This window comes from Nocardia sp. MH4 (assembly GCF_019266065.1).
Taxonomy (GTDB): Bacteria; Actinomycetota; Actinomycetes; order Mycobacteriales; family Mycobacteriaceae; genus Nocardia; species Nocardia canadensis.
This window is the reverse complement of sequence record NZ_LPNR01000092.1, coordinates 1-14561: the sequence shown is the minus strand read 5'-3', so window position 1 is coordinate 14561 and position 14561 is coordinate 1. Positions and strand designations below refer to the sequence as shown.

General features: G+C 70.4%; 11 protein-coding genes and 1 pseudogene. 4 read left to right on the top strand and 8 right to left on the bottom strand.

All coding sequences use genetic code 11. The features are described from left to right. Positions 1–61 precede the first annotated feature (61 nt). The 3 genes from ATM97_RS11935 to ATM97_RS11925 all read right to left on the bottom strand — a co-directional run bounded on the left by ATM97_RS11935 (position 62) and on the right by ATM97_RS11925 (position 1622). The gene (locus ATM97_RS11935) at positions 62–244 is read right to left on the bottom strand and encodes a hypothetical protein (RefSeq protein ID WP_218718058.1); all 183 of its coding nucleotides are present in this window, start codon (positions 242–244) and stop codon (positions 62–64) included. Further along, complete coding sequence (locus ATM97_RS11930; protein WP_218718057.1) at positions 241–711, bottom strand: STAS domain-containing protein; 471 nt, start codon at positions 709–711, stop codon at positions 241–243. The genes ATM97_RS11935 and ATM97_RS11930 overlap by 4 nt, the downstream gene beginning before the upstream one ends. A gap of 131 nt (positions 712–842) precedes the next feature. Next, positions 843–1622 carry a SigB/SigF/SigG family RNA polymerase sigma factor gene (locus ATM97_RS11925; RefSeq protein ID WP_218718056.1) on the bottom strand — a complete coding sequence of 260 codons (780 nt, stop codon included), beginning with the start codon at positions 1620–1622 and terminating at the stop codon, positions 843–845. 286 nt (positions 1623–1908) lie between these two features. On the opposite strand from ATM97_RS11925, the gene ATM97_RS11920 reads away from it, so the two are divergent. After that, on the top strand, positions 1909–2343 hold the full coding sequence (locus tag ATM97_RS11920) for an anti-sigma factor (protein WP_218718055.1): 435 nt from the start codon (positions 1909–1911) through the stop codon (positions 2341–2343). A gap of 110 nt (positions 2344–2453) precedes the next feature. Beyond that, entirely contained in the window at positions 2454–2870 is a 417-nt protein-coding gene (locus ATM97_RS11915) for an ATP-binding protein (protein WP_218718054.1), read from the top strand. A 386-nt stretch (positions 2871–3256) separates the two neighbouring features. On the opposite strand, the pseudogene ATM97_RS11910 reads toward ATM97_RS11915, so the two are convergent. After that, positions 3257–3652, bottom strand: a pseudogene (locus ATM97_RS11910) (SDR family oxidoreductase); the annotation flags it as partial. Positions 3653–3738: 86 nt separating this feature from the next. Here ATM97_RS11910 and ATM97_RS11905 point away from each other — a divergent pair. Next, a complete protein-coding gene (locus ATM97_RS11905; protein WP_218718053.1) occupies positions 3739–3960 on the top strand; it encodes a hypothetical protein in 222 nt (73 codons plus the stop codon). A gap of 58 nt (positions 3961–4018) precedes the next feature. Here ATM97_RS11905 and ATM97_RS11900 read toward each other — a convergent pair whose 3' ends face one another. The 4 genes from ATM97_RS11900 to ATM97_RS11885 all read right to left on the bottom strand — a co-directional run bounded on the left by ATM97_RS11900 (position 4019) and on the right by ATM97_RS11885 (position 9063). Further along, positions 4019–5572: an acyl-CoA carboxylase subunit beta gene (locus ATM97_RS11900; protein ID WP_218718052.1), complete on the bottom strand. Its 1554-nt coding sequence runs from the start codon at positions 5570–5572 to the stop codon at positions 4019–4021. Positions 5573–5739: 167 nt separating this feature from the next. Next, a complete protein-coding gene (locus tag ATM97_RS11895) occupies positions 5740–6927 on the bottom strand; it encodes a lipase family protein (protein ID WP_218718051.1) in 1188 nt (395 codons plus the stop codon). Positions 6928–6962: 35 nt separating this feature from the next. Continuing rightward, complete coding sequence (locus ATM97_RS11890) at positions 6963–8171, bottom strand: lipase family protein (protein WP_218718050.1); 1209 nt, start codon at positions 8169–8171, stop codon at positions 6963–6965. Continuing rightward, complete coding sequence (locus ATM97_RS11885) at positions 8158–9063, bottom strand: oxidoreductase (protein WP_218718049.1); 906 nt, start codon at positions 9061–9063, stop codon at positions 8158–8160. The genes ATM97_RS11890 and ATM97_RS11885 overlap by 14 nt, the downstream gene beginning before the upstream one ends. Positions 9064–9248: 185 nt before the next feature. On the opposite strand from ATM97_RS11885, the gene ATM97_RS11880 reads away from it, so the two are divergent. Continuing rightward, positions 9249–14561 (top strand): type I polyketide synthase (locus ATM97_RS11880; protein WP_218718048.1); only part of this gene is annotated, 5313 nt, incomplete at its 3' end.

The following is a 14561-nucleotide window of genomic DNA, read 5'->3' as shown; positions in this document are numbered from 1 at the left end:
GACACTACCGTCGTCGGGATCGTCGGCCGCCCGCTCGGCCGGGTCCGGCGGGCCCGCGCCGTCACGCCGTGCGGAATCGGCCCGGTCCTCTGCGCGCGGTGTCGTCGGGGGCGTCGAGGTGGTCCATGATCGACTCCCACCAGGACTGCAATGGGCTCGGTTCGGGCCAGCTGATGGTTTCGCCGGCGACCTCGTTGTCGTCCGGGTCGGGCGGTGTCGTCCGGCCGCGCTCGCGCTGGGTCATGCCGGTTCCTCCGTGGCGACCGGCTCCGCCCCCACCGGGTGGTGGACCTGGTGCGGATAGGTCACCAGCTCGCCGGCCGGGTCGACCACCTCGAGGACGCGCCGCGACCACCCACCGTCCTCGACCACGAACAAGGAGCATCCGTGCGCGCGACACCGGGTCGCGGTCCGCACCAGTTCCCCGAAGCCCCGGCACGAGACGAAACCCAGTCCGCGCAGGTCGACGACGAACTGCCCGCCCGGGACCACCGTGTCGGCGCCGTGGTCGAGCATTCGCCGCCAGCGCGGCATCGTGAAGGCGTCGACCTCGCCGCGCGCTCGCAATCGCGTCGATCGGCCGCGATGCTCGAACTCGGCGCTCAGCCGTAGGCAGGCATCGCGAGGCTCATCGAGGAAAGCCGGAAAAGGGCTGTCGACGGCGGTCGGGAACGGGCCGTTGCGGCGCCGGTCGGGGAAGGGCAGAGACATCGGTGTGCTCGATTCGTCGGCACCAGCGGCCTACGGCCGCCCACCCACACCCTGCATGTTGAAGGTCGGGAGGACCTCCCATTGCACCACACATTCCGCCGACGGGTCGCCCAACAGGCGATACGGGCCGGTCAGGCCGCCTCGATATCGCCTGCCTGGGCACGCAGTCGAGTCAGGATCCTGGTGAGTTTGCGCGAGACGCTCATCTGCGACAGACCCACTCGTTCGGCGATGTCGGACTGGGTCAGCGAGTCGTAGTAGCGCCACGACAGCAGCTGCCTGTCCTCGTCCGACAGCTGCGCCAGCAGCGGTCCCACCGTGAGCGCGTCCTCGGTGAGCGCGTAGAACGGGTCCTCGTCACCGATGCTGTCGGCGATGGACATGCCCGGCCCGCCGTCGGCGTCGGGCACCGGGAGATCGAGACTGCGGGTGTGGTGGGCCTCGGAGGCGGTCATCGCTCGGGTGACATCGGTGATGTCGACGCCCAGTTCGTCGGCCAGCTCGTAGGCGGTGGGGGACCGGTCGAGCTCACGGGTGAGCTTCTCGGTGGCGGGCCGGAGCCAGCCGTAGAGCTCCTTGTCGCGGCGCGGCACGTGCAGCGCCCAGGTGCGGTCGCGGAAATGCCGCCGGACCTCGCCCATCACCGTCGGAACCGCGAAGCCGAGGAACGGCGCGCCGTGGGTGACGTCGTAGCGATCGACCGCGATCACCAACCCGACCCGCGCGGTCTGCAGCAGGTCCTCGAAGGTCTCGCCGCGACCGGCGAACCGGCGGGCGACGTTCTCGGCCAACGGCAGGCAGGTATCGATGATCCGATCCCGCAGCGCTTCGTGCTCGGCTGAACGTGGGTCGGTCAGCGACAACTGGACGAACAGCGGTTCTGGCTTGTCGTAGGTGACGGTCTGGCTCATCGGGTCAGCTCCTGGCCTTCAACTGTGAGTACCGGTCGACTGGCAGGCTGGCAAGTCGGAAGGTATGGACCTTGTTGATCGAAGAGTTACCGTTTCGTGTCGTTCCCAAACCTCGTTGTCGATCGTCGGTCCCGGCGAGCCGGTCGATGCGCCGGGGCAGGGATGCGAAGCGGGACAGCCAGGTTGGCCGGCGTTCGCCCGGCTGCCCGAGCTGTCGGAGGCCCGCGTACCCTGTGGCCCGTGGCGGCCCCGCTCGGGCCACGTCAACGCCACGAGGGGAGCCACGATGACGAACCCGCTCGACAGAGCGCTGGCCGAACGGCAGGTCCGGAACACGCGGCTCGGATGGGATGTGCAGGCCGAGATCAGTCAGTTGCTGATGCTGCGCGCCGTCGCCGAGACCGCCGCCATGGTCGCCGGATTCCTGATCGATGAGATCACCGACCTGCGTGTGGCGTTGGACGAGATCGCCACTTGCCTGATGGTGCACGCCGTGCCCGAAACCCGGATCCGGTGTGAGTTCTCCGCCGATAAGCGCGGCATGCGTATGGAGGTGGGCGCGGTGTCGATGGTGGCCGACCCCATCGACGAGACCGGCCTGGGCTGGCAGGTGCTCGAGGCGAGTACCGATCGCCTCGCCGTGGAGACGGGTCCGCTCGACCCCGACACCGGCGGACGTTCGGTCACCGTGGTGTTCGAGCGGGCGCGCACCCGCGCCTGAGGCGCTCCCGGCCGCTCGCGCCATCTCCGCCGCTGCCGCCGCTGCCGTTTCCGCCGAGCGGCTCCGGGTATGTCCGGTCGGACAGCATGATGAGCGCGAGGAGGATTCCGGTGAACGATGTGACACCGAACCGAACACGCGCCGAACACCGCGCGAGGACGACGACGGTGGAGCTCGACCTCGAGACCGTGTCGCTGGGTCAGGTCCGCCATATGGTTCGCCGTCTGCTGACGCAGTGTGCCGGCGTCGGAGTCGAGGACGCGGTGCAGGTGTGTGACGAGTTGGCCAGCAATGCTGTTCGCCACAGCGCGCCGGAGCGATCCTGCCGGTTGATCGTGGCAGGTCCGGCCCGATTCCGGGTGGAAGTCGACGACAGTTCGGCCACCCGACCCCGCATCCGCCGCCCGGACGGCACCGGCGGCACCGGGTTACGGCTGGTCACCCAGCTGTCCGCCCGCTGGGGCGTCGAGTATCGGGAGGCCGGCAAGACGGTCTGGGCGGAACTGGGCACCCCGAACCCGTGCTGAGTGGGGTCGCCGATCCGTCGTGCGGGTCGCCGTGCCGGATCCGGTCGACCGAATCGCCGGTGAGGTCGATGCGGTGCAACGGTCGTGATGGCGGCCCTCGGAGTACCCGCGTCTACCGCCGCGCGGACGGATCGGGGAGGGTGGGCTCCGGAGTGGGGATCGGGGGAATCGGTTCGCCCGGACGAGGTAGGGGCGGCACCGGGTCACCGGGAGTGGGCGGGACGGGGTCCGGCGCGGGACCGGGCGGGAAGGGGGCCGGCGGCGGGGGTTGGGGGGTCGGTTCGACCGGGGTCATGATCGCCTCCTCGACGGTGGTGAACGGCGGATGATCGCCATGTCCCCGCGATGCCCGCGTCCCGCCGCGCGAAACCGGAACGCGCCGCGAATCAAAGGAGCGGACGGCCGCCGGTGACCGCGAGCCTGGCGCCGGAGAGGTAGCTACCGTCGTCGGCGGCGAGCAGGACATAGGCGGGTGCGAGCTCGGCGGGCTGTCCCGCCCTGCCCAGCGGGGTGTCGTCCCCGAACTTCGCGACCTTCTCCGGTGGCATGGTGGACGGAATCAGCGGCATCCAGATCGGGCCGGGCGCCACACTGTTCACCCGGATGCCCTTGTCGCCCAGCAATTGCGCCAGGCTCGCGGACAGATTCGCGATCGCGGCTTCGGTCGCGGCATACGGTGCCGGCGTCGGATTGGGCATGTCGGAATTCACCGACGAACTGCCGATGATCGACGACCCCGGCCGCATGTGCGAAACCGCGGCCTGGACGAGATGGAAGGACGCGTCGGAGCCGTCGTGAATTCGGGCCGGGTAGTTGTCGATTCGATGATCACGGTTTGGCAACGGGCGCCGTGGTCAACCCTGGGTGTATGACCAACTCACGTAATCGGACAACGAGTACGCCGAGCATGGATCTGACCAGCACCATCATCATGTTGGCCACCTGCGTGTTCTTCCTCTTCGGGCTGGTGACACTGACGTCCTCGCTGCCGCTCGCGTTCGCCGGCTCGATCGGGCTGGCCGCCGCGATGGTGACGACCACCAGAGCCCTGGACTCCGCCCGGCCCTCGGTCGACGTCCGCGACAGCTAGCCCGACCGCCGATGTCGGCGGTGGACAGCGCTTCCTCCGCGACCGGGGGACGGCGGGCTCACATCGGGTAGATCCCGTGCTTGCGCGGGTTGAATTCGGGGGTGACCGGAGGTTTGTCGCGCAGCAGGCGCAGGGCGTGGCGGATCTCGAGGCGGGTGCGGGACGGCTCGATGACGGCGTCGATGTAGCCGCGTTCGGCCGCGATCCACGGGGTGGCGACCGTCTCGTTGTACTGGTTGATCATGAAATCGCGGGCGGCGGCGCGATGTTCCTCGGGCACGGCGGCCAGCTGGCGCTTGCCGATGAGGTCGACAGCGCTCTCGGCGCCGATCACCGCGATCCGGGCGGTCGGCCACGCGAAGCTGATGTCGGCGCCGACCTGCCGGGCGGCCATCATGCCGTAGGCGCCACCATAGGACTTGCGCACCACCAGATTGATGATCGGCACCGTCGCCTCGATGATCGCGCGGGGGACCCGACCGCCGCGGATGATCACACCGGCGGCTTCCTGTTCGAGGCCGGGCAGCACGCCGGGGGTGTCGACGACGAAGACCAGCGGGATGTTGAACGCGTCGCAGAGCCGGATGAAGTAGGTGGACTTGTCCGAGCAGGCGGCATCGATCGAACCGCCCAGCACCAGTGGCTGATTGGCGATCACCCCCACCGGGTGGCCGTCGACCCGGGCGAAGCCGGTGATCAGGTTCGGGGCGAACAGGGCCCGGATCTCGTGGAATTCACCGTCGTCGAAGATGCGCAGCAAGATGTCGTGCATGTCGTAGCCTGCGCGGTCGGAATCCGGGATGATCGCGTCGAGTTCCAGGTCGTGGGCGGTGATCTCCGACTCCAGCCCGGGATTGACGATCGGTGGCTGTTCGAGGCAGCTCGTCGGCATGTAGCTCAGGTAGTTGCGGGCCCAGTCGTAAGCCTGCTGCTCGGTGTCGGCGATGTGATGCAGGGTGCCGCGCTTGGCCTGGACCTCGGCGCCACCGAGGTCCTCGGCGGAGATGTCCTCACCGTTGACCGCCTTGATCACCTCCGGCCCGGTGACGAACATGTAGGAATCCTTGGTGCCGATGAGCACATCGGTGTTGATCGGCCCGTAGACCGACCCCGCCGCGCACTTGCCGAGGATGATCGACACCTGCGGCACATAGCCGGACAGTTTTTCCAGCACGCGGGAGATGTCGCCGAAGGAGGCGATCGAGCCGACCGCGTCCTGGATCCGCGCTCCGCCGGAGTCGTTGATCGTCACCACCGGGCAGGCATTGTCGAAGGCGAGTTTCAACGCGCGCATGAACTTGCGCGCCGCGGTGACGCCGACCGACCCGCCGTAGACGGTCTGGTCGTGGGCGATCACCACGACCGGCCGCCCGTGGATGAGTCCCCGACCGGTGACCAGGCCGTCGCCGTAGAGGGCGTCGGGCTGGTCGGGCTGGCGGGCGAACGCGCCGATCTCGACGAAGGTGCCCGGGTCCAGGAGCATGCGCAGACGCTCGCGGACGCTGGGAATGCCCTTCTTCGCGCGCTTGGCGACGCCGGCCTCGCCGGCGGGCTCTGCCGCGATCGCCAGGATGTCGACCAGTTGCTCGAGCTTCGCCTGCGTACTCGCCACGCCTACCGCCACCTTTCAGCTACTACTGTGCTGGCGCAGACGTTAGGCGGATTCGGGGCGCTCGGGCTCGAAGCGCCGAGTCTCAGGGACAGTTCACAGTCGGTCGTCATGTCGTCTTCCCGTCACTGTCCGGTCGAACACAATGGACTACGTCGGCCATGTCGCGCTCAGCAGCGCGCGGGCGCGGGTTCGTTCCGGAAGCGCGCCTCCAGAAAGTTCCAGGCTTCGGGCAGACCCGCGACCGCGGTGGTCATGTGTTCGGCTATCTCGTAGCGGGAGAAGGTGATCGGTGCCCCCGCGCGGCAGTACCGGTCCGCGACGTCGGCGACGGCGTCGAACGGGGTCAGTTCGTCGAAGACGCCCTGCCAGAAGAAGGTGGGGGTTTCGGGGATGCCGGGGTAGTCGCGCAAGCTGTTCTCGCGCAGCACGGCGCGGGCGTCGGGATTGTCCATCAGGCTCTTGGTGGCGGCGAGCTGTTCGGCGTTGCGCAGTGCGCCGTGCAGGAGCAGGAAGCGGCGACATTCGTCGTGGGTGAAGTCCCGGAACCACAGGCCCTCGGCGTTGAGCTGGTCCGAGATCGGCAGTCGCTCGGGGTATTCGCGTTCCAGGCCCATGGCGGCCGCCCACGCGAGACCGAACCCGGGGTGCGGGCCGAAGCCGATGCCCAGGGCCATCTGCTCGAGGTCGGCCGGAATACCGCCCGCGGCGACGCCGGCGAGTGTCAGATCGGGCGCGTAGGTGGGTTGCAGAGCGGCGGCCCACGCCGTGGCCATGCCACCACCGGAGTACCCGGCCAGTGCGATCGGTGACTGACCCAGGCTGAGTTCGGTCGCGCGTTGCAGGGCCTGCACGCTGTCGAGGGTGACCATGCCACTGAGCTTGGCGGCGCCGTAGGCGACGGTCGGGCCGAGGTAGTCCGGCAGCGCGACCGCCCAGCCCCGGCTCAGCGGCAGCACCGCGCCGAAGGCGTCGAGGGTTTCCTCGTTGAGCAACGAGTACGAGGGGTTGCACTTGGTGCCGAGAGAGTTGATCAGGGCCTGGTAGGACACCAGCGGTGGGTTGTGGACGCCGACCGGGATCAGCACGGTGGTCACGCCCATGATGGGGTGCCCCGCGGAATTGGTGGAGCGGAAGGCGACGTGCCAGATGTCGGTGCCCGCGTAGAGCCCGGTGTCGAGCTTGCGCGTACGGACCACGTCACCGGGGGCGAGGTCGCCGAGGGTGTCGGGTGCCGTGAAGAACGGGTCCGGGTTCGGTGTGGGATAGAGGGGTTCGGCGGCCGCCGCGGGGGCGAACAAACCGGCGGACAGAGCGCAGAACAGCACCGTCAGGGCGGCCGTCCAGATCCGGCGCATGGTGGATCCTTGTCATCGGTGGAGCGGGCGGGTGGTCAGCAGTTGGTCGGCGCGGGTTCGCCGCGGAACCGCGCGTCGAGCCATGCCACGGCGGAGGGGAATCCCATGACCGCGGTGGCGAGGTGGTCGGGACTGGGGTAGAGCTCGGACAGGACCGGGGTTCCGGCCCGGCAGTAGCGCTGGTTGGTGTGCACGACCGCGTCGACGGGGATCAGCGGATCGACCGGGGTGTGCCATTCGAAGATCGGCATCGTCGGCACCCCGTCGAAGAGTTCGAGGCTGTTCTCGTCGCCTACCGCCCACGCCCTCGGGTCGTCGATCAGGGACACGGTCGAGGCCAGGTCGCTCGCGCTGTGCATGGCGCCCGCGGCGATGAGTTCGACCGTGCAGCCGTTGGACATCGCCTCGCGCACCGCCAGGCCGGTGTCGTTGAGCTGTCCGCTGATCGGCAGCCGGTCCGGGTATTCGCGTTCCAGCCCGAGCGCCGCGGCCATGGCCAGCCCGAACATGGGGTGCGGAGCCAAGCCCAGGGCGCGGGCCATCGTGGTGATGTTCATCGGCACACCACCCTGCGCGGCCCCGACCAGCCGGAGTTCCGGAGCGTACCGGGGCGCGAGGGCCGCGGCCCAGCCGGTCGCCATTCCGCCGCCGGAATAGCCGAGCATGGCCGCCGGGCTGTCGGCGAGGCCGAGTTCGGGCACCCGGAGCGCGGCGCGGATGCCGTCGAGGGTGATCTGGCCGCCGAGCCGGGCCGCGCCGTAGGCGGCGTTCGGTCCGAGGTGATCGGGCAGCGCGATGCTCCAGCCTCGCAGCAGCATCGTGTTCAGCAGCGGAACGGCCCGGTAGAGCAGGTTCGGGTCGTAGGCGTAGAGGGCGCGCGAGACCGCGCACTGCGTGCCGAGACCGTTGATGATGTGCTGGTAGGACAGCAGCGGCCCGCCGGGGCGGTGGTCGTTCGGGGTGAGGATCGTGGTGGTCGCCGCGATCGGCCTGCCCTGGGAATCGGTGGACCGGAACTTGATCAGCGTGACCGTGGCCGTGGGGAAATACGGCAGCGGATCTTGCGTGCGGACCGCGAGGACCGCCCCGGGATCCCGGCTCGCGAGGTCGGCGGGCGCGGAATAGAAGGGGTCGGGGTCCGGCGTCGGATACAGCGGCACCGCGGCGGTCGCGGGCTGAGCGCCCGCGACGAGCAGGCCGGCCAAGACGGCGCAGGCCAGTGCGCGGGCGTCAGCGATCCTCATGGCTCACCCCCGGCGCGGGAATCCGGAAACCGATACCGGTGGCCCGCTCGGAGACCTCCCACAACTGCTGCCAGCGGGAGCGCTCGCGCGAGAGCGCGCTCGACGGGCACGCGCCGATCGCGCCCCGCGTGTTGAACAGCTTGGTCGGCCCCCAATAGGTGTGCGGGTCCGCGTCGGGCGAGGTCGCGGCGTACAGAATGGATTGTGCCGCGGCGGCGCGTGATTGACCGACGAGGCGGATGAACGGCTCGGCGACGTAGTCGAGCGGGGTCTCGGTGTGGGCGACGAGGCCGGTCGGGGAGACGCCCGGATGCACCACATACGACCGCAGACGCGACCCGTGCTCGTCGAGCCTGCGCTGCAGTTCCCGGCCGAACATCAACGTGGACAGTTTCGATTCGGCGTAGGCCGTCGAGCGCGAGTACCGGCGGCGTTCGAAACGCAGGTCGTCGAGCTGCAGGGAACGCGTCCAACCGTGCGAAATGCTCGACAGCGAGACGACCCGGTCGCGGACTCGGTCCAGCAGGAGCCCGGTCAAGGCGAAATGGCCGAGATGATTGACCCCGAATTGGGTCTCGAAACCATCGGCCGTGCGCGCGAACGGCACATTCATCAGGCCCGCGTTGTTGATCAGCACGTCGAATTCGCCGCATTGCCGGGCGAATCGCGCGACGGCGGTCAGGTCGGCCAGATCCAGTTCGGCCACCGTGACATCGCCCCCCACGCGTGCCGCGATATCGCTGCCGCGCCGCGGATCACGGCAGGCCATGACCACCGAGGCGCCGTGGGCGACGAGAACGCGGGTCACCTCCGCGCCGAGGCCACCGTTGGCCCCAGTGATGACGAATCGCCGGCCGTGCTGATCCGGTATCGGATCGGGAGTCCTTGCCATGGCGCCCGACATTACGAATTGCGGAATCCCGATGGCAATGCGTTTGGAAAACGTCAAACGCGGCGCGGCGCGGGCTGGTCGTTTCCCAAAGACGGCCTGCGCGTCCGGAATTCGGTCATCGGCTGACATAGCGTGACGCCGTCAGTGCCCGAGCAGCTGCCGATTAGCTAGGAGATGTTTGCCGTATGGCTCGCGAAGACGAACTACGCACGTATATGAAGAAGGCCGTCCGGGAATTGCAGGTCACCCGGCAGCGTCTCGACGACGTGGAAGCGCGAGCCACCGAGCCGATCGCCATCGTCGGAATGGCGTGCCGTTACCCGGGCGGGGTCACCTCGCCGGAGCAGCTGTGGCAGGCGGCCGTCGAGGGGCGCAGCCTGGTGTCGGAGTGGCCCGCCGATCGGGGCTGGGACGTCGAGGGACTGTTCGATCCCGAACCCGGGCTGCCAGGCAAGTCGTACGTCCGCACGGGCGGCTTCCTCGACGGCGCCACCGCGTTCGACGCGAACTTCTTCGGCATCAGTCCGCGCGAGGCCCTGGCGATGGACCCGCAGCAGCGGCTGGTGCTCGAGACCGCGTGGGAGGCGTTCGAGCGGGCCGGCATCGATCCGACCACGGTGCGCGGCAGCGCCACCGGTGTGTTCGTCGGCCTGATGCCGGATATGCAGGGCCCGTCCTCGCGCGATATCGACGAACGGGTGCGCGAGACGATCGAGCACTTCCTGATGACCGGGCAGGCCTCCAGCATCGCTTCCGGCCGGGTGTCCTATGTGCTCGGGCTGGAGGGGCCCTCGGTCACCGTGGACACCGCCTGCTCGTCGTCGCTGGTCGCGATCCACCAGGCGGTGCGATCGCTGCGTTCCGGCGAGTCGACGCTGGCGCTGGCCGGCGGTGTCACGGTGATGGCGACACCCGCCGCGTTCGTCGCGTTTTCCACCCAGCGCGCCCTCGCCGCCGACGGCCGGTGCAAGTCCTTCGCCGCGGGCGCCGACGGTACCGCGTGGGGTGAGGGCGTCGGCATGCTGTTGCTCGAGCGGGTCTCCGAGGCCCGGCGTAACGGCCATCGAATCCTGGGCCTGGTGCGCGGCACGGCGGTGAACTCCGACGGCGCGTCCAACGGCCTGACCGCGCCGAACGGACGATCCCAGCAGCGGGTGATCCGCTCGGCGCTGGCCGACGCGGGGCTGGCCTCGCACGAGGTCGACGTCGTCGAGGCGCACGGCACCGGGACCCGGCTGGGCGATCCCATCGAGGCCGAGGCGCTGCTGGCGACCTACGGTGCCGAGCGCGACGGGGCGGAGCCGCTGTTGCTCGGGTCGCTCAAATCGAACATGGGCCATACCCAGGCCGCCGCCGGTGTCGGCGGGTTGATCAAGATGGTCATGGCGATGCGGCACGGGCTCGTGCCGCCGACGATCAATGTCGACGAGCCGACGCCGCACGTGGACTGGTCCGCGGGCGCGGTGCGGCTGGCGACCGAGACCCAGGCGTGGCCCGCGACCGGTCGTCCGCCGCGTGCGGCGGTGTCGTCCTTCGGTATCAGCGGCACCAACGCGCATGTGATCGTCGAGCGCGGCGACTCCGAGCAGGACGTGGCCCGGTCCGCTGATGCCCTTGTGCCGCCGGTGATTCCGTGGGTGCTGAGCGCCCGTTCGGCCGACGGCGTCGTGGCGCAGGCGGCGGCGTTGCTCGGCGCGGTCGAGTCCGGCGTCGCCACCGACGCCGTCGACATCGGCTTCTCGCTGCTGGATACCCGGGCGCGGTTCGACCATCGCGCCGTGATCGTGGGACACGATCTCGACGAGTTGGCCGCGGGACTGCGATCGGTCGCCGAGGATCGGTCCGCGCACAACGTCGTGCGCGGCACGGCCGGTGCGGCGGTGACGGCGGCGATGTTCCCCGGGCAGGGCGCGCAGCGCGTCGGCATGGGGCGCGAGCTCTACGACAGCTATCCCGTGTACCGGACGGCCTTCGACGAGGTCTGCGAGGAGCTGGACAAGCACCTCGAGCTCTCGTTGCTCGACGTGGTCTTCGCCGCGCCGGGCACCGAGCGGGCCGCCCTGCTGGACCGCACCGAGATCACCCAGGTCGCGCTCTTCGCCACCGAGGTGGCGATCTACCGGCTGGCCGAATCCTGGGGCCTGCGACCGGCATTCGTGCTGGGCCATTCGATCGGGGAGATCGTCGCGGCGCAGGTGGCCGGCGTCTGGTCGCTGCCGGACGCGTGCGCGCTGGTGGCGGCCCGAGGACGGCTCATGCAGTCCGGACCGGCGGGTGGGGCGATGATCGCGGTCGCCACGGACGCCGCGACCGCCGCCGAGCTGGTCCGGGAATACGACGACGTGAGCATCGCCGCCGTCAACGGGCCCGCGTCGGTGGTCCTGTCGGGCGCGAGCGCGTCGATCGACGCGCTCGCCGGTCAGCTGACGGCCGAGGACGTGCGCACCACCCGGCTGCTGGTGAGTCACGCGTTCCATTCGGCCCACATGGACGCGGTCCTCGCGGAATTCGACCAGGTATGTCGCGGCCTGACCTATCATCCGCCGACGGTGCCGGTGATCTCGGCGCTCACCGGCAAGGTCGCCGAGGTGACCGAACTGTGCTCCCCGGACTACTGGGTCAACCATCTGCGCGAACCGGTCCGCTACCTGGACGCGGTGCGGTGGGCGCGCGAGCAGGGCGGTGTCGACTGCTTCGCGGAAATGGGGCCGGGCGCCGCCCTGACGGCGATGGTGCACGAGATCGTCGACGACGGTGAGGCGGTGACCGCCGTCGCGCTGCAACGGCCCGGCCTGGCCGGTGACCTCGCGTTCGCCCTGGGACTGTCGGCGTTGTATTCGGCAGGGACGTCGCTGGATCCGGTCTCGGTGTTCGACGGTTCCGGGGCCCGCCGGATCGACTTGCCCACCTACGCCTTTCAGCGTGACCGGTACTGGCTCGAGGTGACCGAGGGCAGCAATGTGCGCGGCGCCGGACTCGACGCCGCGGACCATCCGCTGCTCGGCGCCAAGGTCGATCTCGCCCAGGACGGCGGGCTGCTGCTGACCGGGCGGCTGTCGCCGCACACCCACCCCTGGCTGGCGGGTCACCGGATCGGCGGCGCGATTCTGCTGCCCGGGACGGCCTTCGTCGAACTCGCCTGGCACGCGGGACAACGGGTGGACTGCCCCGAGGTCGGTGAACTCGTGCTCGAAGCGCCGCTGGTGCTGCCCGAGCCGGGCGCGGTGGAGATCCAGGTGCTCGTCGGCGCGGCGCGGGAGTCGGGGGAGCGCACCCTGGGGGTGTACTCCCGCCCGCAGACATCGACCGGGTCCGACCTGCCGTGGACCTGTCACGCCACGGGCACCGTGCGGGCCGCGACCGATCCGGCCGCGGCCGCCACCGGTGCGTGGCCGCCGCCGGGAGCCGTCGCGGTGGCTCTCGGTGACCCGTACGAGGCGATGGCGGCGGCGGGATACGACTACGGCTCCGCCTTCCGCGGGCTCGGCCGGATCTGGCGTCACGGTGCCGAGGTGCTGGCCGAGGTGGCCCTGCCCGAGGCCGACGCCGGCGCGGCCGGGCAGTTCGGTCTGCACCCCGCGCTGCTGGACGCGGCGCTGCACGCGATGATCGCGACCGGCACCGTCGGACCGACCGAGTCCGGCACGGTGCGGCTCCCGTTCGCCTGGGAAGGCGTGTCGCTGTTCGCGGTAGGCGCGGCCGAACTCCGGGTCCGGCTGACCCCCGCCGGAACGGACCGGATCGCGCTCGAACTGACCGATACGACGGGCAGGCCGGTCGCCCGCGCGGAATCGCTGGCGCTGCGCGAGATCTCGCTCGACCTCCTGGAACAGCGGCCGTCGGCGACCGACGGCGGCCTGTTCGAACTGAACTGGGTGACGGTCCCCGCACCCGACGGGATCGGCGACGACGGCGAATGGCACACCCTCGCCGAGGGCGCGGTCGTCGTGGAGCAGTGCGCACGCGGCGCGGGCGACCTCGTCGTCGTGCGGGTGCCCGGTGCCGCCCCCGACCCGGCGACCGCGCACGAGCAGGTGATCGCGGTCCAGGCCGTCGTCCAGGACCTGCTCGCCGACGAACGGTTCACCCGGGCCCGGATCGTGTTCGTGAGCACCGGCGCGGTCGCCGTGCACAGCGCCGAAGACATCGGCGATCTCGCGGGCGCGGCGGTGTGGGGTCTGCTGCGGACCGCACAGAACGAGCACCCCGGCCGGATCACCCTGCTCGATCTCGACGGGCGGACCGACTATCGCGAGGCGGTCCGTGCCGCCGCGGCGCTCACCACCGAACCCCAGCTGGCGATCCGGCACGGCGAATCCCACGCGCCCCGCCTGGTTCGCGCCGGCGCGGATACGGTCGGATCGGCCGACGCGCTCGACGGCGGCGACTGGCAGCTCGTCGATCGCGGTCGCGGCACCCTCAACGGGGACAACATGTTCCTCGCCGAACAGTCCGCGCCCACACCGCTGGCACCGGGGCAGGTCCGCATCGCGGTCCGCGCGGCGGGCGTGAACTTCCGTGACGTCCTGATCGTGCTCGGGATGTACCCGATCCCGAACACCGCCATCGGCGGCGAAGGCGCCGGTGTCGTCATCGAGGTCGCACCCGACGTGGTGGACTTCGCGCCCGGCGACCGGGTGATGGGCATCTTCACCGGCGTGAGCGCCACGGTGGTGGCCGACCGGCGGACGGTGATCCCGATCCCGACGGGCTGGTCGTTCGAGGACGCCGCCGCCGCGCCGATCGTGTTCGCCACCGCCTACTACGCTCTGGTCGACCTGGCCGGGGCGCGGGCAGGGGAGTCGCTGCTCATCCACGCCGCGACCGGCGGTGTCGGGATGGCCGCGGTGCAGCTGGCCCGTCATCTCGGGCTCGACCTGTTCGTCACGGCCAGCCCCGGGAAATGGGATGTGCTGCGGGCGAACGGTTTCGGCGACGAGCGTATCGGCAACACCCGCACCACCGAGTTCGAGGGCAAGTTCCTGGCGGTCACCGGGGGCCGCGGTGTCGACATCGTGCTCGACTCGCTGGCGGGCGAGAAGGTCGACGCGTCGCTGCGCCTGCTGCCGCGTGGGGGGCGCTTCATCGAGATGGGCCTGACCGATCTGCGCGACCCCGACGAGATCGCGGCGCGGTACCCGGGGGTCGGCTACCAGAACTTCCTGCTGATGGAGGCGGGCCCCGACCGGTTGCACGAGATCCTGACCGACCTGCGCGGCCTGTTCGAATCCGGTGTCCTGCGCCCCCTTCCGGTGACGCGCTGGGATGTGCGTCGGGCGCCGGAGGCGTTCCGGCAGCTGAGTCAGGCCCGCCACGTCGGCAAGTACGTGCTGACGGTCCCGGCCCCGCTGGACCCCGACGGCACCGTCCTGGTGACCGGCGGCACCGGCGGCCTGGGCGCGCTCGCCGCCCGGCACCTGGTCACCGCCCACGGCGTGCGGCATCTGCTGCTGGCCAGCCGGCGCGGACCCGCTGCCGACGGCGCCGCCGGGCTCGCC